Source organism: Pseudomonas sp. P65(2024), from assembly GCF_057480955.1.
This window is the reverse complement of sequence record NZ_JBLIYX010000003.1, coordinates 256,371-280,758: the sequence shown is the minus strand read 5'-3', so window position 1 is coordinate 280,758 and position 24,388 is coordinate 256,371. Positions and strand designations below refer to the sequence as shown.

20 protein-coding genes and 1 pseudogene are annotated in these 24,388 nt (G+C 59.9%); 12 read left to right on the top strand and 9 right to left on the bottom strand.

Going from position 1 to position 24,388, the window contains the following annotated elements:
- Nucleotides 1-72: 72 nt before the first annotated feature.
- Entirely contained in the window at nucleotides 73-1,497 is a 1,425-nt protein-coding gene (locus AC25MA_RS06695; protein WP_036985830.1) for a sensor histidine kinase, read from the top strand.
- Nucleotides 1,494-2,150 (top strand): response regulator transcription factor, encoded by a 657-nt coding sequence (locus AC25MA_RS06690; RefSeq protein WP_062364360.1) that lies wholly within the window; start codon nucleotides 1,494-1,496, stop codon nucleotides 2,148-2,150. The genes AC25MA_RS06695 and AC25MA_RS06690 overlap by 4 nt, the downstream gene beginning before the upstream one ends.
- Nucleotides 2,151-2,477: 327 nt before the next feature.
- Here AC25MA_RS06690 and AC25MA_RS06685 read toward each other — a convergent pair.
- The 6 genes and pseudogenes from AC25MA_RS06685 to gcvA form a co-directional block, all read right to left on the bottom strand.
- Nucleotides 2,478-2,633: pseudogene (locus AC25MA_RS06685) on the bottom strand (transposase); the annotation flags it as partial.
- Nucleotides 2,634-2,733: 100 nt separating this feature from the next.
- A complete protein-coding gene (locus AC25MA_RS06680; protein ID WP_486971896.1) occupies nucleotides 2,734-4,368 on the bottom strand; it encodes a BCCT family transporter in 1,635 nt (544 codons plus the stop codon).
- A gap of 302 nt (nucleotides 4,369-4,670) precedes the next feature.
- Nucleotides 4,671-6,167 (bottom strand): CoA-acylating methylmalonate-semialdehyde dehydrogenase, encoded by a 1,497-nt coding sequence (locus tag AC25MA_RS06675; RefSeq protein WP_486971895.1) that lies wholly within the window; start codon nucleotides 6,165-6,167, stop codon nucleotides 4,671-4,673.
- Nucleotides 6,168-6,212: 45 nt separating this feature from the next.
- Nucleotides 6,213-7,370: an iron-containing alcohol dehydrogenase gene (locus tag AC25MA_RS06670; RefSeq protein ID WP_486971894.1), complete on the bottom strand. Its 1,158-nt coding sequence runs from the start codon at nucleotides 7,368-7,370 to the stop codon at nucleotides 6,213-6,215.
- A 118-nt stretch (nucleotides 7,371-7,488) separates the two neighbouring features.
- Nucleotides 7,489-9,987 carry a CoA transferase gene (locus AC25MA_RS06665; RefSeq protein ID WP_197866063.1) on the bottom strand — a complete coding sequence of 833 codons (2,499 nt, stop codon included), beginning with the start codon at nucleotides 9,985-9,987 and terminating at the stop codon, nucleotides 7,489-7,491.
- Nucleotides 9,988-10,194: 207 nt separating this feature from the next.
- Nucleotides 10,195-11,124 (bottom strand): transcriptional regulator GcvA, encoded by a 930-nt coding sequence (gene gcvA / locus AC25MA_RS06660; RefSeq protein WP_028689341.1) that lies wholly within the window; start codon nucleotides 11,122-11,124, stop codon nucleotides 10,195-10,197.
- 80 nt (nucleotides 11,125-11,204) lie between these two features.
- Between gcvA and acuR the strand changes: the two genes are divergently transcribed.
- Together acuR and acuI are read left to right on the top strand one after the other, a co-directional pair.
- Nucleotides 11,205-11,837, top strand: coding sequence for an acrylate utilization transcriptional regulator AcuR (acuR, locus tag AC25MA_RS06655; protein ID WP_486971893.1), 633 nt, complete (start codon nucleotides 11,205-11,207; stop codon nucleotides 11,835-11,837).
- 47 nt (nucleotides 11,838-11,884) lie between these two features.
- Complete coding sequence (acuI, locus tag AC25MA_RS06650; RefSeq protein WP_280093156.1) at nucleotides 11,885-12,868, top strand: acrylyl-CoA reductase (NADPH); 984 nt, start codon at nucleotides 11,885-11,887, stop codon at nucleotides 12,866-12,868.
- A gap of 409 nt (nucleotides 12,869-13,277) precedes the next feature.
- Here acuI and AC25MA_RS06645 read toward each other — a convergent pair whose 3' ends face one another.
- Entirely contained in the window at nucleotides 13,278-13,802 is a 525-nt protein-coding gene (locus tag AC25MA_RS06645) for a cupin domain-containing protein (protein WP_486971892.1), read from the bottom strand.
- 148 nt (nucleotides 13,803-13,950) lie between these two features.
- On the opposite strand from AC25MA_RS06645, the gene AC25MA_RS06640 reads away from it, so the two are divergent.
- The 5 genes from AC25MA_RS06640 to AC25MA_RS06620 all read left to right on the top strand — a co-directional run bounded on the left by AC25MA_RS06640 (nucleotide 13,951) and on the right by AC25MA_RS06620 (nucleotide 21,063).
- Entirely contained in the window at nucleotides 13,951-15,738 is a 1,788-nt protein-coding gene (locus AC25MA_RS06640; protein ID WP_232853328.1) for a thiamine pyrophosphate-requiring protein, read from the top strand.
- Nucleotides 15,739-15,836: 98 nt separating this feature from the next.
- Entirely contained in the window at nucleotides 15,837-16,364 is a 528-nt protein-coding gene (locus tag AC25MA_RS06635) for a (2Fe-2S)-binding protein (RefSeq protein ID WP_062364377.1), read from the top strand.
- Nucleotides 16,361-17,362 (top strand): FAD binding domain-containing protein, encoded by a 1,002-nt coding sequence (locus tag AC25MA_RS06630; RefSeq protein WP_197866060.1) that lies wholly within the window; start codon nucleotides 16,361-16,363, stop codon nucleotides 17,360-17,362. Before AC25MA_RS06635 ends, AC25MA_RS06630 begins: the two co-directional genes overlap by 4 nt.
- Nucleotides 17,359-19,557 (top strand): xanthine dehydrogenase family protein molybdopterin-binding subunit, encoded by a 2,199-nt coding sequence (locus tag AC25MA_RS06625; protein WP_486971891.1) that lies wholly within the window; start codon nucleotides 17,359-17,361, stop codon nucleotides 19,555-19,557. The genes AC25MA_RS06630 and AC25MA_RS06625 overlap by 4 nt, the downstream gene beginning before the upstream one ends.
- A gap of 255 nt (nucleotides 19,558-19,812) precedes the next feature.
- Complete coding sequence (locus AC25MA_RS06620) at nucleotides 19,813-21,063, top strand: zinc-dependent alcohol dehydrogenase (protein ID WP_241411027.1); 1,251 nt, start codon at nucleotides 19,813-19,815, stop codon at nucleotides 21,061-21,063.
- Here AC25MA_RS06620 and AC25MA_RS06615 read toward each other — a convergent pair.
- Together AC25MA_RS06615 and AC25MA_RS06610 are read right to left on the bottom strand one after the other, a co-directional pair.
- The gene (locus AC25MA_RS06615; RefSeq protein ID WP_028689333.1) at nucleotides 21,029-21,343 is read right to left on the bottom strand and encodes a DUF6555 family protein; all 315 of its coding nucleotides are present in this window, start codon (nucleotides 21,341-21,343) and stop codon (nucleotides 21,029-21,031) included. The genes AC25MA_RS06620 and AC25MA_RS06615 overlap by 35 nt on opposite strands.
- A gap of 79 nt (nucleotides 21,344-21,422) precedes the next feature.
- Nucleotides 21,423-21,947, bottom strand: coding sequence for a hypothetical protein (locus AC25MA_RS06610; protein WP_016486361.1), 525 nt, complete (start codon nucleotides 21,945-21,947; stop codon nucleotides 21,423-21,425).
- A 194-nt stretch (nucleotides 21,948-22,141) separates the two neighbouring features.
- Between AC25MA_RS06610 and AC25MA_RS06605 the strand changes: the two genes are divergently transcribed.
- The 3 genes from AC25MA_RS06605 to AC25MA_RS06595 all read left to right on the top strand — a co-directional run bounded on the left by AC25MA_RS06605 (nucleotide 22,142) and on the right by AC25MA_RS06595 (nucleotide 24,383).
- A complete protein-coding gene (locus AC25MA_RS06605; protein WP_028689332.1) occupies nucleotides 22,142-22,999 on the top strand; it encodes an SDR family oxidoreductase in 858 nt (285 codons plus the stop codon).
- A gap of 362 nt (nucleotides 23,000-23,361) precedes the next feature.
- Nucleotides 23,362-23,865: a CinA family protein gene (locus AC25MA_RS06600; RefSeq protein ID WP_028689331.1), complete on the top strand. Its 504-nt coding sequence runs from the start codon at nucleotides 23,362-23,364 to the stop codon at nucleotides 23,863-23,865.
- An 11-nt stretch (nucleotides 23,866-23,876) separates the two neighbouring features.
- Nucleotides 23,877-24,383: a hypothetical protein gene (locus AC25MA_RS06595; protein ID WP_062364484.1), complete on the top strand. Its 507-nt coding sequence runs from the start codon at nucleotides 23,877-23,879 to the stop codon at nucleotides 24,381-24,383.
- Nucleotides 24,384-24,388: the final 5 nt, after the last annotated feature.

Genomic DNA, 24,388 nt, shown 5'->3' with positions numbered 1-24,388 from the left:
CGCGAACCGCTATCGTATCTGGAAGATCGACTATAGCAATATGGTAAAACTACTATAAAAGAGCCTTTTATCGTGATCGCCACCTGCTCTCCCCTGCTCGCCCTGGACCCACAACCCAGCCTGCTGCTGGCCGCTGACGCCAGCCCCGTGCAGCTCAATCCTGCCTGCGAGGCCTTGGTTCGCCAGGGGCCGCCCCTGGCGCAATGGCTGCCCGCCAACCATGTCGAGCTGGTACGCGCCAGCCTGAAGCAAGGCCGGGCCATCAGCGAGGTCGAGGCCGAGGCCAACGGGCGCATCCTGCTCTGGACCTTCATTCCCGATGACCAACACCAACAGGTACTGGCGCGCTGCCGCGACGCCAGCGCCGAACGCGGTGGCGAGCGCGAAGCCAGTCGCGCGCGAAGGCTGTACCGGCTGATCACCGAGAACACCACCGACCTGATCTCGCGGCACAGCCCGGACGGACGCTTTCTCGATGCCACCCCTGCCGCGTTCCGCCTGCTCGGGCTGTGGCCCGAACAACTGCGCGGCAGCCTCGTGCGTGGTCTTCTGCACCCGGGCGAGCGCCTCCAGGCCTTGCTGCAGGCCGGCACCGCGCTGGACGCGGACGGCTACCACACCATGACCTGTCGCGTGCGGCATGCCGATGGCCGCTATCGCTGGTTCGAAATCGCCTGCAGGGCGATCCGCGAGACCTACACCGGCGCCGTGGTGGAGATCGTCGCCGTGTCCCGCGACATCACTCTGCGCATCGAGGCCCAGGAAACCCTGGCCCACAGCGCCCGGGTCGCCACCCTGGGCGAGCTGGCCTCGGGTATCGCCCACGAGATCAACCAGCCACTGGCCGCGGTGCTCAACTACAGCAATGCCAGCCTGCGCTACCTGAGCAACCTGGAGCACGATCCCCAGGCGCGGGACCGGGTCGAGCAGGGGCTACAGCGCATCAACGCCCAGGCCACCCATGCCGCCGAGGTTATCCGTCGCCTGCGCGCCTTCCTGCGCAAGGGTCCACGCCAGCTGCAGGCACTGGAGATTGGCGAAGTGATCGAGGAAGCCATGCGCCTGTGCGCCTGGGAAGCGGCTGGCGCGCAGGTGCGTATCGAGCAACGCCTGGGCGGGCAGTTGCCGAGGGTGAACGCCGACCGGGTACTGCTGGAGCAGGTCCTGCTCAACCTTCTGCGCAACGCCATCGAGGCCAATCGTGAGCAGCATTCCAGCCAACCATCACGTATATTTCTCACGGCAGAGCGCCAAGGCGATTGGCTGCAGATCGAAGTGGCAGATCAGGGATGCGGTGTCCCTGCTGAACGCCTCGATGAGATCTTCACCCCGTTTATCACCAGCAAGCCCGAGGGGCTTGGGCTTGGCCTGTCGATGAGCCGAAGTATTGTCGAAGGCTTTGGTGGCAACCTGCATGCGCGTGCCTATGAGTCAGGTGGTCTGGTGCTGTGCTGCCGCCTGCCGACCAATAACCTCAGGAGCGACAACCGGCGATGAAGCCAAGGGTTTATGTGATCGACGATGATCAGGGCATGCTCGACTCGACGGTCTGGCTGCTGGAGTCGGTAGGCCTCGAGGCCGTGCCTTTCACGAACGGCCAGGCCTTTCTGGATGCGGCAGACCTGAGCGGGCCGGCTTGTGTACTGCTTGATGTGCGCATGCCTGGCATGGGTGGGCTGGCTGTACAGGAAGCGCTGCAAAAACGTGATATCAAGACCCCGGTCATCTTTGTCAGCGCCCATGCCGATGTGCCGATTGTCGTGCGCGCATTCAAATCCGGTGCCTGCGACTTCATCGAAAAGCCCTACAACGATCAACTGTTGCTGGACAGCGTTCAGGCAGCGCTGCAGCAAGCAGGGAGCTCACTGGCTGGCATGACGGAGCTTGCCTCGGTTCAGGAGCGCATCAACGCCCTCACCCCGCGAGAGCAGGATGTCTTCATCCCGCTGGTGCAGGGGTTCAGCAACCGGGAGATTGCCGAACACCTCGATGTCAGCACCAAGACCATCGATCTCTATCGAAGCCGCGTGATGAAACGAATGCAGGCCGAGAGCTTGCCAGCGCTTGTCGGTATGGCCATTGCTTGTGGGCAGATCGATGCACTCAGTCTTCGTGTCAAGCCAGACGAGAATATCAGTGAGCTCGGATGATTTGTACAAACTGAATCGACCTCGGTTTCGTAGATACCCCGAACAGCTGCAAAGGGTCGATAGCAGCCCTTCGTGAAATGCATTCCAATAGGAATTCCGCCTTGTCCCGTCTTCGACCACTCAACCGTGGAGGTACACTGAAGTCCAGCGAGCGCCTGTACGAAAGTTGTCAGAAATCGCCATTCTCGATCGCGCATTCTACTGGGGGTATCGCGGGTATTTTTGGGGGTAAATTTCTGATTTTTCTACCCGCAAAACCCGCGCTAGAGACCTGTCCAAATGTTCTTCGGCGACCCTGAAAGTCTTTAGGGGCTTCGCGCACGCTTGTTATGCGCTGTACGAAAAGTAATGTCGTAAACACCGCCGCCAGCAAGCCAACATAATTATCACTACGAAGCCTTCCGCTAGCTTGCAATAGCGTGTACCCAGGCGGCGGAGCTCCTTCAACCAACCAAATAGCCGTTCGATAGCGTTCCGCTGCTGTTAACAGAATTCTTAGAGTCCGGCATACATACGCTGGGTGGAAAGGAAGAGCCCAGAAAATTCTGAGTTCTTCCTAGTAAGCAGAAAAATAGAAACCTTGCTATCTAGCCTCTGGGTGTATCGTAATCAAAACAGTATCAGCAGTCTGTCGCATGTCCATTTCAGGAGTCTTGTCAAGCGTCAGCGCGTCGTCCAAAACAACTTCGGTCGTTCCTAGTGCATGCCCAAGATCTGCACGAATCATGCGAAGCAGTGACCAAGCCAGTACGCCAAGTACGGGAATCAATGGCAGTGCGACGACGATGGTAGATGTTTGCACAGCCTTCAACCCGCCCACCTTGAGAAGCCCGATGCCGATGACCGCCAGCAACAGCGCCCATACAATTCGCAGCCAGCGCTGAGGCTCCTCATAACCACTGAGTTCTTTCGATGTCACCGAAGCAAGCACATAGGCCGCCGAATCAAGCGTTGTCGCCAGGAACACAAAGCAAAGGAGCACGAACGCTGCAATAGCAATACCCGAATAGGGCATGGTTTTCAAAATGGCGAGCACCGCCGCAGGGATACCTTGCGCGGTCAAGATAGCGCTGATGTCCAACTCACCACTGAGTTGCAGATTAAGTGAGTACCCGCCCCAGACTGCGAAGAATACCCAGCACCCCAGGCTGCCCCACACAAGCTCGGCCAGAATCAGTTCCTTGATCGTTCGCCCCCGGGAAATTCGGGCGACGAACAAGCCCATCATGGGTGCATAGGCAATCCACCAGGCCCAATAGAAGATTGTCCAGTCCTGAGGGAACGAACCCTTAGCAACCGGATCCGTCCACAAGCTCATGTGAATGAAATTATTGATCATCAGGCCCAAGCTGTTTGCCCAGCCATTGATCAGCAGCAGCGTGGGACCCACGACGGCCGCGAACAACAGCAGTGCAAACGCCAGGTAGACGTTGATATCACTGAGTATCTTGATCCCTTTGCTCAGCCCGAACCACACACTCATGCCGAACATCAGTGTCCAGAGTGCCAGGACCCCCATGTCGAATGCGAAGGACTGCTGAATACCGAAGATGTCGCCCGCCAAGGTCGAAACCAGCGGAACGGCCAGGCCGAGGGAGGTGCCCACGCCACCCACGATCCCGAACACCACCACCGTATCCAGTGTAAGGCCCAGCCACCCGTTGGACTTCTCACCCAGCACACCACGGGCAGCCACGGACAATCTCACCCCTGGCTGGCGCCGTACATACATCGAATAGGCAATCGGCAAGGCTGGCAGGCAATAGAATGCCCACGGGGTCAGGCCCCAATGGAACTGTCCGTAAGTCAACGCCCACTCTGCCGCTTCCCGACTGTGAGCCGCGACATTCAAAGGAGGGCCGTTGAAATAATAAATCGGCTCAACCCAGGCCCAGTTGACAATGGCGATGCCGATACCGCCACAAAAAATCATGGCGACCCAACTGAAGTAGGAAAATTCTGGCGCATCGCTCTTTCGTCCAAGGCGTATATTTCCATAGCGCCCGAACGCCATCCACAGCAGAAACGCGACCGTCATCAGGCCTGAAACCAAGTAGAGCCAGCCAAACTTTCCGGTGGCAAACGCAAACATTTGATTGATCACTGCATTTCCAGCCTCGGGAAATGCAATAAGCGGAACGGTGACGCCAAGTATCACTGCAATGGATGGCCAAAACACCCGCCCATCCATCGACGCACCTTCTTTCAACGTACTCATTTGGCATACCTCCTCAGAACGTTCGACTCAACACCAAACACCTGTTGAATACAAATAGGTCAAGCACGAACTGCAAACCTTGCTCGAACAGACCTCGTCCCTTGAAGAAATGAAAGGCCACCCGCCTTTCCCGAACATATATTGTGCTTATTATTCATATTCGCCTCTAGCTTTATCTAATTATTATTTCAGCGGCACCACAAAACAGCACACCATCACTCGGCAGTACGACGATCATTGATCATCGGTGTCATACGAAACGGTGTGCTTGGCGGCAGCCAGGCACACCTCCTGTACATGCGTTACTTCATGGTCGGCATGGAGAATTCAGCGCCCTCGCGAACACCTGACGACGGCCAGCGTTGGGTAACGGTCTTGCGTCGGGTGTAGAACCGCACGCCATCCGGCCCGTAGGCATGCAAGTCACCGAACAGCGAGCGCTTCCAACCGCCGAAGCTGTGGTACGCGACAGGTACTGGCAGCGGCACGTTGATGCCGACCATGCCCACCTTGATGTTGTCGGAGAAGTAACGAGCAGCCTCACCGTCACGGGTAAAGATGCACGTACCATTGCCGTACTCGTGCTTGTCGATCAACGCCATGGCCTTCTGCATGCTGTTGACACGCACGACCTGCAGAACCGGACCAAAGATCTCTTCCCTGTAGCTCTGCATGTCTGGGGTGACGTGATCGATCAGGGTGCCGCCGACGAAGAAGCCTTCCTCATAGCCCGCAACGTTTGGCTGACGACCATCGACAACCACCGTAGCACCCTGCTCTTCGGCGCTGTCGATGTAGCCGACCACCTTCTGCTGATGCTGGCGGGTAATCACCGGGCCAAAGTCGTTCGTGCTGTCGTTGTAAGCCCCTACCTTCAGGTTCTTCATGGCTTCTTTCATCTTAGCGATCAGCGCATCGGCTGCCGCGTCACCCACCGCAACGGCGACCGACAGGGCCATGCAACGCTCACCGGAGGAACCGAACGCCGCGCCCAGCAGCTGGTTCACCGCATTGTCGATATCGGCGTCAGGCATGACGATGGCGTGGTTTTTCGCCCCACCCAGTGCCTGGCAGCGTTTGCCGTGAGCCGTAGCGGTGGCGTAGATGTACTCGGCCACCGGGGTCGAACCTACGAAGCTGACTGCCTGGATGCGCGAGTCGCGCAGCAGGACATCGACCGCTTCCTTGTCGCCGTTCACCACATTAAGTACACCCTTGGGCAGGCCCGCTTCCTGCAGCAGTTGCGCAATGAACAACGTGGAGCTTGGATCGCGTTCGGAAGGCTTGAGGATGAAGCAGTTGCCCGCCGCAATGGCCACCGGGATCATCCACAGCGGCACCATCACTGGGAAGTTGAACGGCGTGATACCTGCCACCACGCCCAGGGGCTGGAACTCGCTCCAGGCATCGATGTTCGGGCCGACATTCTTGCTGTGTTCACCTTTCAGGAGCTCGGCGATCCCGCAAGCGTACTCGACGTTCTCGATACCCCGCTGCAGTTCGCCTGCCGCATCATGGGAAATCTTCCCGTGTTCTTCACCAATCAGTTTGCAGATCGCATCAGCGTTCTGCTCCAGCAGTTCCTTGAAGCGGAACATGATGCGTGCGCGCTTGATGGGCGGCGTATCACGCCAGGCCGGAAAAGCAGCCTCAGCAGTCGCGATGGCGTGCTCCACGGTCTGGCTCGATGCCAGGGCGACCTGGCGAGCGACCTGGCCGGTGGCAGGGTTGAAGACATCCTGGGTGCGCTTGGATTCGACAACGACTTCGCCGTTAATCAGATGACCGACAGTATTCATGTGTAACTCCACTTTTTGTTATTCAAATAATGCGATGAGGCGCCATTACCAAAGGCTGCGATACAGCTCGACCATCTCGGCCTCGGTCGGTACACGCGGATTATTGCCAGGTGAACCGGACGCCAGCGCCTGAGCGGCCATGGTTGGCATCAGCTCGAAGAATTTTTCGCGATCGATGGCGAACTCTGCAGGGGTGGGCACCTTGAGCTCATCATTGATCGCCACCAGCTCATCCAGCAGTTTCTCTACCGCCGACTGGTCGTTGTCGCTTTGCGTGGCGACGCCCATGGCACGTGCGCAATCGGCGTACCGATCACGTGCAGCGGGAATGGAAAAGGCTGTCACTTCAGGCAGCAGCATGGCGTTCGACAAACCATGGGGCACATGGAATGCCGCGCCGATCGGGCGGCTCATGCCGTGCACCAGGGCAACGGAAGCTGCAGAGAACGCCAGGCCCGCCAAGGTCGACCCCAGCATCACGGCTTCGCGCGCAGCACGGTCGCTACCGTCGTGGTAGACCTTGCGCAGGTTCGGCCCGATCAGGCGCATCGCAGCCAGTGCCTGGGCATCGCTAAACAGGTTCGCTTTCTTGCTGACGTATGCCTCGATGGCGTGGGTCAATGCATCGATACCGGTATCGGCGGTGACGCGAGGTGGCAACGACAGCGTGAGTTCGTAATCGACCAGTGCCGCCAACGGCATGAATCCTGCGCCCACACAGAGCATTTTTTCGTCAGTCGATTCGTCGGTGATGATGGTGAACCGGGTCACTTCCGAGCCAGTGCCGGCAGTGGTTGGAATGGCAATGATCGGCAAACCCATCTCGGTCACGTTGCGCGGGAACTTGTAATCGCGCATGACACCGCCGAATTTGGCCAGAATGCCGATCGCTTTGGCGCTATCGATAGGGCTTCCGCCGCCCAGTGCGATGATGCTGTCGTAGCCACCTTCCCTGGCGGTCGCTACGCCGGCTTGAATCGAAGCGACGGTCGGCTCGGGTACGGTGTCGGAAAATACGTCGCCTTGAATCCCCTGCTCTGCCAGGACTGCGCTGATACGCCCTGCGTAGCCTAGCTCGACCATCATCCGGTCAGTGATGATCAGCGGTTTGTGGCAGCCCAGGCTGGCTAGAACCTGATGGATTTGCTGGCTGGCACCAGCTCCGGTTTGCAGGATTCGTGGAAGGATGCTGTTGTAATTCATGGCTCTATCTCATTTTTTGGGCATGAACGCGCCCGCGAGCAGCCTTGGGCTCGTGTTCGCTTGATCGAAATGGGCAAGCCAGGGCGGTAAATCCAGCGCCTTGACCTGCCCTCAGCAGTCAGCTCGGCAGATATTCTTCACTCCAGGATTCGCCGATTGCGCTGGCGTCCAGGAGCGACTGAATCTGCGCCTCGGTGTAGCCGTAGCGGCTCAGCACCTTGCGAGTCGAGGCACCGAACTTCTCAGCCGGTGACAGCGCTCGGATACGCCCGACCCGTGGGCGAATGGCGTAAGGATCGAGTTGCGTAACCCGATGCCCGCTCGGATGGTCGTTATAGATGCTGAAGGAGTAGCTGCCATTCTCGATACCCGGCTGGCCATCGGCACTGCGGCTGTACTGGCTGCGCAGGTGATCGATGTTGTCCGGTACTGCGGCAGCGATGTTGGCAGCCTGCAGGCGCTCTTGAAGCACCGCGCTGCTCATCCTGCCGATAGCAGATTGCAGATAGCCCACCCGATCACTTGCGCAGGTCACGCCGCTGAGATCGGCGATGGCCGCGAACTTGTGCAGCTCCCCTTCGCTGGCATCCAGGTAGATCCAGCCATCCGCCGTCCTGTAGAACCGGGAAAGGTCGCTGTAGCCGACCACGTCACGGCCGGATGGCTCATTGAATGGGCCACGGCCTGGGTAGTCGTAGCAGAATGGAATTTGCACCAGGTTGCCCAGCGAAGCCAACGAGGTGCGTGCCCGGTAGGCCTCACCCGAGTGATGCTTACGATACAGGGCGGTTGCCACGCCCAGCGCAGCAGCAAACCCGCACATCACATCGATCGTGCCGACGTGTGCATGTTCTTCCGGCGTTTCCATGCCGCCGCCAAAGCGCAGCATGATTCCGGTAGTGGCCTGGATCAGGTCGTCATACCCCAGATAATCCGTACGAGGTCCGCGACGCGGGCCGCCGAAGCAGTCCAGCTGACAGAAGATCACGCCAGGATTCACCGCCTGCAGACTCGCCTCATCAAGGCCCAGCGGTGCCAATTGGCGATCCGGCGCGTTCATGACGATTACATCGACCTCGCGCACGAGGCGATTGAAAACCTCGCGCCCTTCGGGCTTGTTCAGATCGACCAGCACACTTTCCTTGCCTCGTGCCGACGACATGCCGAAGACCACGGTATTCCACGGGTCATAGTTGGGCACCACAGGGTCGAGTTTGATGACATCTGCGCCGAAGCGGCCCAGGAACGATGTCGAGTGCGGCCCTGCGATCACATTCGTCAGGTCGAGGATCTTAACGCCTTCCAGCCAACCGGCAGGCGTGTCGAGCTTGGCAGGCGGCAATACAGGATCAGGACGTTCGGACAGTGTTGCCAGTGCTTGCTCGAAGCTGACATCACGACGCGACAGCGGCTTGAGCATGGGCTCCGAACACCCCTCCAACCAGGCAATCGGGCCAGGCTGCTTCATCACGCCGAACTCACGATCATTGACCTCGACGATCAAACCAGCAGTATTCGAGTGCTCGTCGTGGAGCCACTCCTGGGTCGATCTGTGCGGCGCCCCTGGGAAACGCCCTTCCCCGAAGATGACTTCCCACTGCGCCGCCGTTTTGGTCAAGAACACTTCTTTCATGCGGGCGCTGATGCGTGCCGCCCAGTCAGCCGGCAATGGGTAGACGCCCAGCGATGCGTTGCCTTCCCACTGTTCGATCGGCAGGTAAGGGTCATCTACCTTGGGCAGGCCGGCGGCCACCATTTCTTCATAGATGCCCATCGCCTGCAAACAGCGCTTGGCATGCTCACGATGGGACGGGCAAACGGCGTAGAACTTGCGGCCATCGGCACATTCATAGGTGCGGTAGAACGGGTCGAGGAACTCCTGCAGGTCATGGTAGCTCAGGTTCATCGGCAGGTTTTCGGCACGGCGCCGCTCGCTCTCCTTCTCACGCAGCGTCTTGTAACGCAGCGGGTAGCCGTCGATCTTGATCGAGTTGTACGACAGACCTTCCATCACGGCGGCGGCCAGCGGCACTTCGATCTGATCGCCAACGCCGTGCTTCTCACGCGCCTGCAAGGCAAGCACGACAGAAGACACAGCCAGCATGGTGCCATAGGCCGACGCCAGCGGAAGCGGCGAGAAACTGGGGTTGATGCCCATCAGTACGCGGTTCTGGCCCATATCGGTGAACACACCGGAGGCCGAAGCGATCACCGCCTCCGTCGCACGCCACTGCGCACGCAATTCGTCATCACTGGCAAACCCAGGGATCGATAGCGTGATCAGCTCAGGGCGAGCGCGCCGCAGCGCTGCGAAATCAAGGCCCAGCCGGGACATGACACCCGGCCGGAAGTTCTCGATCACGATGTCTGAGCGGGAGATGAGTTCGCGAGCCTGATGCAGCCCCTGAGCAGTCTTCAGATCCAGCCGCAGGCAGAGCTTGTTGCGGTTGAGCGTGGCGTTGGCTGGGCTGTCCCACAGCGGCCCGTCGAGCGGGTCGATGCGTACGACAGTCGCGCCCAGGTCCGCAAGGATCATCGCGACGGCAGGGCCTGCGATGTACTGACCAAAATCGATGACATTGACGCCTTGCAAAGGCAATTGGTTGCAATGCTGCATGACGATAACCCTACTTAGCCCCGGGCCAACGAGATTCGCCGGCGCGGTTATTGTTGTTATTGAGACCTCGTACCAACCGGTCACCTGGACGATTGATCCATCCAAGGGCTTGCGATGTGGAAGCTACTTTCAGAAATTCGACGGCATCGCGAAAGCAATAAAAAATGGCCCTAAGGGGCCATTTTTTTTATTGCTGGGGAAATTTCCTTATCGCTTGGCGTTTTCCTCCTCCAGCGAGCGGTGCTCGTCCCTGAAGGCCTGTGCCTCTTCGCACAGCCACTGTGCAAAAGCCGCGGCGTCAGGGTTAACCATGCTGTGGGCGGCATACACCAGGTAGAACGCCTCCTTGGTGGGCACACTGCGCCCGAGGGGGGCTACGAGACGGCCTTGATCCAACAGGTGCTTGACCAACGAGGAACGCGCCAGGGCTACACCCTGCCCCAATTCCGCCACCGTCAATGCCGAGATAAGGGTGTCGAACTGCAACCCTTGCGAGGAATCAACGTTCTCCGCATGGTTCTTCTTCAGCCAGTAGCCCCACCCCTCCTCATAACCCAACACGTGCAGCAACGGGTGTCTGGCAAGGTCCTTGGGGCGCTGCAGCGGGCGGTCTTGCGTGATCAGCGCAGGCGAACACACCGGCACCAGGGTATCCCAGGTCAATCGTTCAGCCTTCATGCCGGGCCAGCGGCCCTGCCCGTAGCGGATTTCGAGATCGGCATCGAACGCTGTTTCATCCACCCAGATGTTGCTGGCAATGCGAATGGGTATGTCTGGATGGCTTGCTTGAAATCGAGGTAAGCGCGGGGCTATCCAGTGGGTAAAAAAAACCAGACTGCTACGCAAAATGAGTGCGCTGCGATGGCCTTGCCCAAAGATTTCGTCGGTCGATGCAGCCAGGCGTTCAACCGACTCTCTGACCACTGGAAAATACGATTTACCCACCTCGGTAAGCTCAAGTCCACGTGGCAGACGCTTGAACAACGCAACGCCCAGCTGGGACTCCAACGCTTTAACCTGCTGGCTGATCGCCGCTTGCGTGAGGTTGAGCTCTTCAGCGGCGTGGGTGAAATTGAGCATCCGGGCAGAAACCTCAAATGCTCGAAGCCAGTTCAAGGGCGGTAAACGCTTTTTCATGACGCATCCAACACTCGGCTGCTCGGGGATCGAATCGCTCGGAGGTTGACATTAGAGACGATCAGTCTAAATTACAACGCATGACTATCTCCAAACCTGCACCTCGTCGAGGCCGCCCCCCCAAAGTCGCACGTGAGCATGGCGAAACCCTCGAAATGCTATTGCGTTGCGGTATGGAAATCCTCACCGAACAAGGCTTCGCCGCCACCGGCATCGAGGCCGTGCTCAAGCGCGTGCAGGTGCCCAAGGGTTCGTTTTATCACTACTTCGACAGTAAAGAAGCATTTGGCCAAGCCGTACTGCAACGCTATGCCGACTATTTCGCTCAAAAGCTCGAGCGCAACTTCGGTGATTTGAGCGCATCGCCCTTGCAACGGCTGTCCAACTTCGTCGAGGAGGCGAAAGCGGGGATGGCCCGGTATCAGTTTAGAAGAGGCTGCCTGGTAGGCAACCTTGGCCAAGAGGTACTGGTGCTCCCCGACAGCTTCCGCGAACAGCTGGAACTGACCCTGCAGGATTGGGAGCAGCGCTTGGCAGCCTGCCTGGAAGAAGCAGTCAATCTGGGTGAAGTGCCTTGCGGACATGACTGCAAGGCACTCGCAGCCTACTTTTGGGTAGGTTGGGAGGGTGCCGTGCTTCGTGCACGGCTTACGCAGAATGTCCGTCCGCTGGACATTTTCTATCAAGGTTTTCTGAACGGAATCACCCACTGATTCCTTTCGGATGATTTAAAGACAACCGGTCTAAATAAGGGCGCACCATGTTCAATGCCATTCTGATCGAGAAGCAAGATGACCAACACACCGCCCGCGTCACCGAGCTGCGGGAGGATCAACTCCCACCCGCAAACGTGGCCGTCAAGGTGGCCTACAGCACCTTGAACTACAAAGATGCACTGGCAATCACCGGTAGGGGGCCGGTTGTACGTCAGTTTCCGATGGTCCCTGGTATCGACCTCGCGGGTACTGTTGAGACGAGTGACGATCCTCGCTACCAGCCTGGCGATCGCGTGCTGCTCAATGGCTGGGGCGTTGGCGAAGGTCATTGGGGAGGCCTTGCACAAAAGGCTCGGTTGAACGCCGACTGGCTCATCCCCCATCCCCAGGGGCTGAGTGAGCGCCAATCGATGGCCATTGGCACAGCCGGTTATACCGCCATGCTGTGCCTGATGGCATTGGAACGCCATGGGCTGAAACCCTCCCACGGGCCAGTGCTGGTTACCGGCGCCACCGGCGGCGTGGGCAGTTTCGCCATCAGCCTTCTGGCAGGTGCGGGGTATACCGTAACCGCCGCCACGGGCAAATCCAGTGAGCACGAATACCTGAAAAGCCTGGGTGCGACAACTATCATCGACCGCGCCGAACTGTCGGCTCCGGGGCGTCCGTTGGCGAAAGAGAAATGGGCGGCCGTCGTGGACTCGGTCGGCAGCCATACGCTGGTCAATGCGTGCGCAAGCACAATGTCCGAAGGTTTGGTAGCTGCCTGCGGATTGGCTCAAGGTATGGATTTTCCGGCCACCGTCGCACCGTTCATTCTCAGAGGGGTAAGCCTGCTCGGCATCAATAGCGTGACTCAGCCTTATGAGCGACGAGTGCAAGCGTGGGAGAGACTGTCGACTCAGCTGAACTTGGGCGCATTATCGCTCATGACAAAAGAAATCGGCCTGCAAAGCGTGATCGCGTCAGCCTCAGACTTGATAAATGGAAAGATCCGGGGTCGCTTGATTGTGGACGTAAACGGATAGGCGTTTGCAAATGTCTTCAGAGCAGTCCTCTTTATTACTGATCGAGGGCTGCTCAGCTGTGCTCACTTGACCGGCATCTATCATTTCCGAAGACCCCGTAACAGCGACCCAACGCCAGCGTGCCATCATCCGTAAGCCCTCCAGGCAGCCCACGCCGTAAACGCAATCAGGTTGACGCCCCCACTGTCATTGCATCTGTCCATCAGCCTAACCTGTAACCTTGACTACCGCGCTGCTGTAACGGGGACGTGTTGCCGCCATAGACCTCTCGCCCTGCGGGCTTTCAATGCACGCTATCAAGCACTCTGCACTGCCCTGATGCCCTGTGCCTTCGGGGATCCCGATAGCCTGTGACCGAGTCCCAGCCAAGCACCAGAAACACTCAAACACATAGAAATTATGTGCAGCCTCATCGCCAGCGTGTCTTCAACGCGCCATGCAAGCCACTGACCGGATCCTGCTCAGGCTGCGGCACCTTGGCGATGCGCTCCAAGGCACGCTGGTGCGCCGCACTATCGGGCCGTTGAATGTCGTAATCTTCCTGCCCGTGAGGATAGGCGCCCACCACCAGGAAATCATCACTGCACTCGATGCAGCGATGGCCCGTGCCTGCTGGCAGCACCAGCACATCCCCCCGCTCCACGCTCACGCTTTGCCCGCATTCCCCGCCAAGCGTCAATCGGGCCCGCCCATCGGCAATCCCGAGTGCCTCGTGGGCGTTAGGATGAAAGTGGTGATAATCGAAGATCCCGTCGCGCCAGAGCGGGGTCCATTCGTGAGCCGCAAACAGGGCCTCGAACGCGCTGGCAGTATCCCCTGCCCGATCGAGTTTCAGCCGGTAGAGCAGTACCGGAAAACGGCTATTCGGCGTCGCGCCGTCGTCTTCGAAAAACAAGGCCTGCACGCTGGCATCTTGCGTATTCATGCGCGTCATGATGCGCTTCCTGATCGAGTGATTGGTTTACCTTCGAGCCCTTCGGCTGTTGCCAGGTTCCGGCCGGCAGAGCGCTACACAGACCGATGAAACTTTCCGGCCACGTGCCAACTCCAGACGCCTATCGATAACAGAACGGGAGCAGGCAATGACCGGCACGGTAGGCGACTTTCTGGTGGAGCGTTTGTATCAATGGGGCGTACGGCGCATCTTCGGTTACCCCGGCGACGGCATCAATGGTGTGTTCGGCGCGCTGAGTCGGGCCAACGGCAAGATTCAATTCATCCAGGCCCGCCATGAGGAAATGGCCGCCTTCATGGCCAGCGCCCATGCCAAGTTCACCGGCGAGCTCGGCGTGTGCATCGCCACCTCCGGCCCGGGCGCCTCGCACCTGCTTACCGGCCTGTACGATGCACGCATGGATCACCAGCCGGTACTGGCCATCGTGGGTCAACAGGCCCGCGCGGCACTGGGCGGGCACTACCAGCAGGAGCTGGACCTGCTGTCGATGTTCAAGGACGTCGCCGGTGCGTTCGTCCAGCAGGCATCGACACCGGAGCAAGTGCGCCACCTGCTTGACCGTGCAGTGCGTACGGCCGTCGGCGAACGCCGCGTCACCACCATCATCCTGCCCAACGACCTGCAGGACCTACCTTACAACGAACCACCGAGGGCCCACGGTACCGTGCATTCCGGCATCGGCTACAGCAAGCCCCGCGTGTTGCCGTTCGACGAAGACCTGCAGCGCGCCGCCGATGTATTAAACGCTGGGCACAAGGTGGCGATACTGGTGGGTGCCGGCGCACTGCAGGCGACAGACCAGGTCATTTCAATCGCCGAAAAACTGGGTGCCGGGGTTGCCAAAGCGCTGTTGGGCAAGGCTGTGCTGCCGGATGAGCTGCCGTGGGTCACCGGATCGATAGGCCTGCTCGGCACCGAACCCAGCTATCAGCTGATGACCGAATGCGACACCTTGCTGATGATCGGCTCCGGCTTTCCCTATTCCGAGTTTTTACCCAAGGAAGGCCAGGCGCGTGGCGTGCAGATCGACCTGCAACCCGACATGCTCAGCCTGCGCTACCCGATGGAGGTCAACCTGATCGGCGATGCCAGCGAAACATTGCGCGCACTGCTGCCGTTGCTCGAGCACAAGACCGACCGGCGCTGGCGCGACAAGGTAGAGACCTGGCGTGCACGGTGGGACAGGACCGTGGCCAAACGCGCGCTGGTCAAGGCTGACCCGATCAACCCGCAACGCGTGGTCCATGAACTGTCTCCTCGCCTGCCCGACCACGCCATCATCACCAGCGACTCCGGCTCCTGCGCCAACTGGTTTGCCCGCGACCTGCAGATTCGCCACGGGATGCAGTGTTCGCTGTCTGGCGGCCTGGCTTGCATGGGCGCAGCCGTGCCTTATGCGATTGCAGCCAAGTTCGCCCACCCGCAACGGACCGTGGTTGCCCTGGTGGGCGATGGGGCGATGCAGATGAACAACCTCGCCGAATTGATCACCGTGGCCAAATACTGGCAGCAGTGGGACAACCCTCAATGGATCTGTGCCGTGTTCAACAATGAGGACCTCAACCAGGTGACTTGGGAGCAACGGGTCATGGAGGGGGACCCCAAGTTCGAAGCGTCGCAGACAATCCCTGACGTGCCCTACCATGTGTTTGCCATGTCCATTGGCCTGCAAGGTATCTACGTAGATCGCGAAGAGGACGTTGCCGCTGCGTGGGAGCGCGCCCTGGCGGCTGATCGACCCGTACTGATCGAGTTCAAGACCGACCCGAACGTGCCGCCCCTGCCTCCCCACATCACGCTGGAACAGGCGAAGAAGTTTGCCGGTACCTTGCTCAAGGGCGACCCCGACCAGGCGGGCATCATCGTGCAGACAGCCAAGCAGGTGCTCGGCTCGGTGCTGCCTGGCAAGAAATGAGCGACACCTCGGCGAGCCGGCTGAACGTTTATTCGGCCGGCCCGGTCGCACAACTGAGACGCAGCCGACTGCGCGAACCCTGACCGTGAGGACCTACCATGAGCGCGATCGCTTCCAACGGGGCTGCAGAGCACCCCATCTGTCTGACCCTCAATGGTCAGCCCCGAACACTGCAGGTGCATCCCTGGGTCACCTTGCTCGACCTGCTGCGTGAGCAATTGGACCTGATCGGCACCAAGAAAGGTTGCGATCATGGTCAGTGCGGTGCCTGCACGGTGCTGCGCGACGGCAAGCGCGTCAATGCCTGCCTGACCTTGGCCATCATGTGTGACGGGGCCGAGTTGGTGACCATCGAAGGGCTGGCCAACGGTGACGCCCTGCACCCGATGCAGCGCGCCTTCATTACGCACGATGCGTTCCAGTGCGGCTACTGCACCCCGGGGCAGATCTGCTCTGCGGTCGGGCTTGTGCACGAAGGACGTGCCGACACCCGCGAGGCCATCCGCGAGCAGATGAGCGGCAACCTTTGCCGTTGTGGTGCCTACGGCAACATCGTCGCAGCGGTGGAGGAAGCGCTGCCGTTGATAAGAGGCGCAGCCCAGCCGCAACGAGGGCCAAATTCATGATGCCCTTCAACTACTGCAAGCCCGCATCAGTCCGCGAAGCGGTGAGCTTGGCTGACACACGCTCGCATTTCATCGCCGGGGGCACCAACCTTGTCGACCTGATGAAGGAAAACGTCGTTCGTCCCGAGCGGCTCATCGATATCACCGGCCTTGAGCTGAACGGTATCCATCCCACCTCGAACGGCGGTGTACTGATCGGTGCTCTGGTGAGCAATGCCGAGCTGGCCTGGCACCCGATGATCGAGCAGCATTATCCACTGCTGTCGGACGCGATCCTGGCCGGGGCGTCACCGCAGTTGAGGAACATGGCCAGCACCGGTGGCAACTTGCTGCAACGTACCCGGTGCTACTACTTCTACGACACCGGCACCCCCTGCAACAAACGTGAGCCCGGCAGCGGATGCCCTGCGCGTAAAGGGTCGAACCGCATCCATGCCATTCTCGGTGCCAGCGATGCCTGTGTCGCGACCCATCCCTCGGACATGTGCGTGGCATTGGCAGCGCTTGAAGCCGTGGTGCATGTAGCAGGGCAGTCGGGTAAACGGGAGATACCCTTTGCGGATTTCCATCGTCTGCCCGGGGGCACGCCCGAACGCGACAATCAACTGGCAGTCGCTGAGCTGGTAACTGGCATCGAGCTGCCGCCCCCGATGTTCGAACATCATTTTCGATATCTGAAAATACGCGACCGCGCCTCCTACGCGTTCGCGCTGGTGTCCGTCGCTGCCGCCTTGACTTTCGATGGCGAAGTGATCCGGCAGGCGCGCCTTGCGCTGGGCGGCGTTGCCCACAAACCCTGGCGGGACCCGGTTGTGGAGTGCATGCTGGCTGGCCAGGTGCCATCTGAAGCGCTCTTCACCCGCGCCGCGCAAACGTTGCTGCAAGGTGCACAACCCCTGAGCCACAACGGTTTCAAGGTGACCCTCGCCCAGCGAGCCATCGTACGGGCATTGGATGACGCGGCGCGCGGTGCCGCTGTCAGGGGGGCACGACCATGATCACAAGCACACCCGTCGTCGGCACACCCCTGGACCGCGTGGACGGTGTGGCGAAGGTCACCGGGCAGGCCCGCTATGCGGGCGAATACCCCGAGGCGGGCCTGCTGCACGGCAGCGTCGTGTCCAGTACCATTGCCCGCGGCCGGGTACTCGACATCGACAGTACGCAGGCCATGCGCGTGCCCGGGGTAATCGCCGTGCTCGACCATGGCCATCGCCCGCCTATATCCAGTTATGACAACGACTACAGCGATGCCGACACTGCCGAGGGCTCACCGTTTCGGCCTTTGTTCAATGATCGAGTGCTGTACAGTGGGCAACCGTTGGCGCTGGTGATCGCCGAAACCCTGGAACTGGCCCGCTATGCAGGCTCGCTGATCAAAATCGACTATGCCGAGCAGGCTCACCAGACAGACCTGGGCGCCTGCCAACAATCGCATGCGGCACCCGCCGAAACGCCAGCGCCGCGTGGCGACTTCGCCGGGCAGTTTGCCAGGGCGCCGGTGCAGGTGGATGCCACCTACCTGACGGCAAACGAGCACCACAACCCGATGGAGCCCCATGCGTCGACCGTGCACTACAAGGCCGACGGCACCCTGGAAATCCACGACAAGACCCAAGGTACGCAGAACTGCCAGGACTACCTGCACAAGGTGTTCGGCCTGCCCAAGGCAAACATCCGTGTGCGCGCGGCATTCGTCGGCGGCGCCTTCGGCTCGGGTTTGCGCCCGCAGTACCAGTTGCCGCTGGCAGTGATGGCGGCGTTGCACCTGAAGCGCTCGGTGCGCGTGACCCTGACACGCCAGCAGATGTTCACCTTTGGCTACCGGCCCCGCACCGAGCAACGCTTGCGCCTGGGTGCAGACGCAAACGGGCGCTTGCTGGCGATCGCTCATGATGCGCTTGGCCAGACCTCCCGCTTCGAGGACTTCACCGAGCACCTGGTGGAATGGAGTGGCATGCTTTACCAATGCGACAACGTTGCGCTCAGCTATCGCCTGGCCTCGCTCGATGTGTACGCCCCGCTGGACATGCGGGCACCTGGGGCTGCGTCCGGGATGATTGCGCTGGAATGCGCCATGGATGAGCTCGCCTGTGCAGTGCAGGTCGACCCGGTAGATCTGCGCCGGCGCAATTTCGCCGCCAACAACGCCAACGAGGGCAAGCCTTACTCCAGCAAGGAACTGCTGGCGTGCTACCAGCAAGGTGCCGAACGTTTTGGCTGGCATAACCGCACTCCCCAACCGCGCAGCATGCGCAATGGCAACCAGCTGGTCGGCTGGGGGATGGCCGGCGGCGTCTGGGAAGCCATGCAGATGAAGGCCAGCGCCAGGGCGCGCATCGATGCCCAGGGCCATCTCACCGTCAGCAGTGCCACCACCGATATCGGGACCGGCACTTATACCGTCATGACCCAGATCGCCGCCGAGGCAGCTGGCGTCAGGGTGCAGGATGTCACCTTCGTGCTGGGTGACTCTTCACTCCCCACCGCACCGCTTCAGGGTGGATCATTCACGGTGTCGTCGGTGGGCTCGGCCGTGCGCCAGGCCTGCCAGGTACTGCGCGCCAAGGTGCTGGCACACGCGCGCAACATGCACCCCCAGGTGGCCAGCACTGCCGGGCAGCAGATCGCTTTCGCCGACGGCTATCTGCACGCTGGCAGCCATCGCCTGGCATTGGCGGACATCGTCGCCAGCGCACCCGCCGGTGCGTTCGAAGTGCAGATCGACGCCGAGCCCGGCGCCAGGCGCCAACCATTCTCCACCGCCACCCATTCGGCGGTATTCGTGGAAGTCCACGTCGACGAAGAGCTTGGCACGATCAAGGTCTCCCGGGTGGTCAGCGCTGTGGCCGCAGGACGGGTGGTCAACCCGAAAACCGCGCGCAGTCAGATCCTGGGTGGCGTGGTGTGGGGGGTGGGCATGGCCCTGCACGAAGCAGCGTTGACCGACCATCGGCTAGGCCGCATCGTCAATCACAACCTGGCGGAGTACCACATTCCGGTCAATGCAGACTGTGGGGATATCGAAGTGATCTTCGTTGAAGAGCACGATGATATTGTCAACGAACTGGGGTCCAAGGGCGTGGGCGAAATCGGCGTCGTCGGGGTGGCCGCTGCGGTGGCCAACGCGGTCTACCATGCCACAGGCAAGCGTGTGAGGGAGTTTCCGATCACGCTCGACAAAGTGCTCTGATCGGGCGGGGGCCAAGTCCCCCCACCCGCTTTGCGGTCAGCAGCAGCCAGGTCGGCAGGATCGTCCGCACCAGCACCTCACGCTCCTCGGTACGACGATGATTGCTCAGATACCAGCATGATCTGAATGGTTCCGCCAATTTTCGGGGCTGCAGCAAATCAGTACCGCCAGACTTGTTGGTCTGAACTTTACTGTCCGCCATGGCTTCCCCTGCATACCGATAACGCAAACACGCGGCTGCAGGAGCTGACTTTCATGAGAGCACTGACCTACCACGGAGCAAACGACGTCAGAGTCGATAACGTCCCTGATCCCATCATCGAGCAAGAAGACGACATCATCCTCAGGGTCACCGCTACGGCCATTTGCGGTTCCGACCTGCACCTCTACCGAGGAAAAATTCCAGAAACCGAAGCGGGCGATATCTTTGGCCATGAATTCATGGGCATCATCGAAGACACAGGGCGTGCCGTCACCAATCTCCAGATCGGCGATCGGGTTGTGATTCCCTTCGTGATCGCTTGCGGCCACTGCTTTTTCTGTCAGCGTGATCTGTTCGCTGCCTGCGAAACCACCAACACAGGTCGTGGCTCGATCATCAACAAGAAAGGCATTCCACCGGGCGCCGCGCTGTTCGGGTACAGTCATCTCTATGGCGGAATCCCTGGTGGCCAAGCGGATTACGTGAGGGTACCCAAGGGTAACGTCGGCCCGTTCAAAGTGCCCACAAACCTGGCCGATGACAAGGTGCTGTTCCTCTCGGACATTCTGCCCACCGCTTGGCAGGCGGTCATCAATGCCGAGATTGGCCCGGGTTCAACGTTGGCAGTCTACGGCGCCGGGCCAGTGGGCTTGCTGAGCGCAGCCTGCGCGCGAATGCTCGGCGCTCAGACCATCTTCATGGTCGATGACAATGATTACCGCTTGGCCTACGCCCGCGAGGCTTACGGCGTCATACCGATCAATTTCGAGCAGGACGACGATCCAGCCGACAGCATCATTCGTCAGACACCCGGCATGCGCGGGGTCGATGCGGTGATCGACGCGGTCGGTTTCGAGGCCAAGGGCAGCACTGCCGAAACGGTGATGACGGCCCTGAAGATTGAAGGCAGCAGTGGCAAAGCATTGCGCCAGAGCATTGCAGCCGTGCGGCGTGGCGGCGTCGTGAGTGTCCCCGGTGTGTACGCGGGCTTCATTCACGCATTCATGTTCGGCGACGCGTTCGACAAGGGCCTTACCTTCAAGATGGGCCAGACCCATGTCCAGAAATACCTGCCCGAACTGCTGGAACACATCGAAGCAGGACGTCTACAACCGGAATTGATCGTCACTCACCGCCTGGCCCTCGAAGAAGCAGCCATGGGCTACAAGTTGTTCGATCAGAAGCAGGATGACTGTCGCAAGGTCATCCTCGTGCCAGGCGCTGCAGCGGGCACCCTGGGCCGTGGGCAGATGGATCGGGCGCTGGGCTTCAACTACCTCCAGCAACGCCCGAAAACTTTTTGACGTCGATAGGTGGCGCCACGAATTCAGGGCCATCGCCAGCGAGCCGCCACTTCACCTTGGCGATGCCGTAGCGCTCGGCCATCGGTCGACTGACCAACTTGATTTTCTGCTGACTGAATCTTGGGATGATGCCAACGCCGGCATCGCAACTGGCCCAGTGCCAAGCCACGGCGTTGTCCATTTTCTCCAGGCGGATGATGAACGTCCGATGGTCACCGTGAAGGTCATACTCGATTACGTACAATTGAAGTGCTGGCACAAGATCCGCTCCCTGGTTCATACGCTATTGAGCGACTCCTGGAAGAGATAATTCCATCGGATTCGCAGGACGACGCGCAGCCAATCCATGCAGCGGACTGTCAGGCGAGTTGGATGTACACCGAGTAGCTACCCAGCAGCACCCAGAACACCAGAAAGATCCACGGTGTGCGCAGCGAGAACAGCAGTGATTTCCGATGGCCTGCACGCGAGGTTTCCGCCTCGCAGAACAGCGGCGATTCGTCGTAAGCCAACCCCATCAACGGCTCGCTGCGCAGCAGATGGCTTTGCTTGAGCTGCCAATGATCGATGATGTTGTAGGCCGCACGGATGCCAGGCCAGGCATTGAGCGAGCTCAATACCCCGAGCAGGGCGAGGAACGCGGGCACGATCAGGGTGAACATCTCGCCCCATCCTTGATTTAGGTTGCCCATGGAGGAGACGAAGGCGATGACCAGGAATGACTGCGCCGCCAGGTAGGCGTCGGTGCGGTTGGCCAGGATGCTGGTTTCGTACTGGATCTCACGCCGGTAAAAGTCCAGACGCTCCTTGGGAGAACCAAACATCCTGGCATTGTGCTCGCTGATCTCGTGTTCAGGGGTCGTTGGGGTAATGATTCGAGGCACTTGCTACTCCGGGAGTTGGGCTCCGAACGACGAGATGCGCCTGGAGCTGAGCTCGGTAGAACGGCGATGGGGCGTGAAATTCAATTGGATTGGTATCCCCACCGCTCGTCGTATCAACCGCAGATTGAAACCAACACGCCGGGGCCCGGCCTTTCGAACCGGTATGAACGTTCTCAACTGCAGGAGCTTCTACCATGCGAGACTTCCCTACCCCGCCCTTCCCTTCACAGCCTCAAAATGTCCCCGGCTCACAGCGCAAAATGGAACCCTACCCGGATTGTGGTGAGCAGTCGTATACCGGTCACAATCGACTCGAAGGCAAGATCGCGCTCATCACCGGAGCAGACAGCGGCATCGGGCGGGCAGTAGCGATCGCCTATGCCCGTGAAGGTGCAGACGTCGCCATCGCTTACCTGAATGAGCATGAAGACGCGCAAGAAACCGCGCGCTGGGTCGAGGCCGCGGGCCGTCAATGCCTGCTGTTACCCGGAGACTTGGCGCAGAAACAGCACTGCTACGACATCGTCGAAAAGACCGTCCGCCAGTTCGGGCGTATCGACATCCTGGTCAACAATGCGGCGTTCCAGATGTCCCATGAGACCCTGGAGGAAATCGACGATGATGAATGGGTGAAAACGTTCGATACCAATATCACCGCCATCTTCCGTATTTGCCAGGCGGCACTACCCTCCATGCCCAAGGGCAGTTCGATCATCAATACGAGCTCGGTCAACTCCGACGATCCATCCCCCAGCCTGCTGGCCTATGCCACGACCAAGGGGGCCATTGCCAATTTCACTGCTGGCTTGGCTCAGTTGCTGGGCAAGAAAGGCATCAGGGTCAACAGTGTCGCGCCAGGCCCTATCTGGACGCCTTTGATTCCGGCAACCATGCCGGACGAGGCCGTCAAGAACTTTGGTTCCAGCTACCCGATGGGGCGGCCGGGGCAGCCGGTCGAAGTCGCGCCGATCTACGTGCTGCTGGGCTCCGACCAGGCCAGTTACATCAGTGGCTCACGTTACGCGGTGACTGGCGGCAAACCGATACTTTAGCGCCAAGAGGCTCGCCGTGCTGGCGGGCCTCCCTTTTGCGGGGCAGATTCAGTGTTTGTGCCGATCGTGATCACGGGCCGTTTTTTGCGCTGTCGAGTCATGTGATGTACCGGTGGATCCATCCGGACGATGAGCATCGTTGTCTCGCTCTTCTTCCCCATGCGGCCTCGTCTGCGCAGACTCCTTTTGCCTATCGCTCACTTTCTTCATGTTGCTCTCCTGCCATTGCCTTTGAACTAGGGAAGCCGAAGCACGGGCAAAGTTCACGTCACACTCACTTCTCGAGATAGCCGGGCAATAGATGCGATGAACCAAATACCCCAGGATCGCGTCCACCGCAAAACAAGCGAGTCGACACTGGAATGGCAAACGACCCTGTACTGGCCGCCCTCGGCTATCTCAAGAACAACAAACTGATTTTGACCACAGCAGAATCGTGCACTGCGGGCTGCATGGTGGCTTTGCTGGCGGCGGTACCGGGTACCGCAGAGGTGCTGGAAAGCGGCTACGTCGTCTACTCACCCAGCGCCAAGAAACGCCTGCTGGGCGTCAGCGCCGAAACCATCGAACGATACGGCTTGACCAGCGAAGCAGTGGCCTGGGAAATGGCCTTGGGCGCCTTGCGAGACAGCGATGCCAATGTGGTTATCGCCACCACCGGGGTAGCCGGCCCGGCGCCCGAATCCGGAATACCGCCGGGGACGATGTGCTTTGCGTGGGCTTTCGCCGGCGATCCAATTGCCGTTTTCACGCGCACTCGACGGTTCTTCGGCGAGCGATCTGAAGTCATGCGCGAAGGCGCCCTGTTCGGTCTGACCCAGGTTTCCCACTATCACCAGCGCTGGTTACACGGTGAGCGCGCTTGAGGGCTGTGATCATGTCGGAAGATGAACTGGTATCCCGGCGTCACCCTGTTCAAGAAGACATGCCGATGCAGCAGCGCGTCTGGCGCTTTGAGCGCGTGGGGTGGTATGTACTCGTGACCATGGTACTGCTTGCCTTGGCAGGCCTGTTCGGTAATGGCCCGTTGAGCGATGCCGAGGTGGTGAGCCAGGATGGCAGGGTACGGGTTGAGTATCAGCGCCTCAGCCGAAGCGGCACGACAGATAGCCTTTTCATCACCGTTCAGGGTACCCCTGGTCAGCCGGTAGAGGTGCAACTCGCAGGATCATTGCTTCGTGACGCCAGTATCGAGACGTTACAACCGGAGCCGCAACGGTCGATGTCACATGGCCAGGCCATGCTGTTCCAATTGGGTACAAGGCAAGATGGCGTGGCCACCTTGTACCTGACCCTTCGAAGTGAGCACGTAGGCACTCTGGAGGGCAGCGTCAGGGCTGGCCCCAAAAGCGCCGTTCGTTTCTCCACATTCCTTTACCCCTAGGGGTG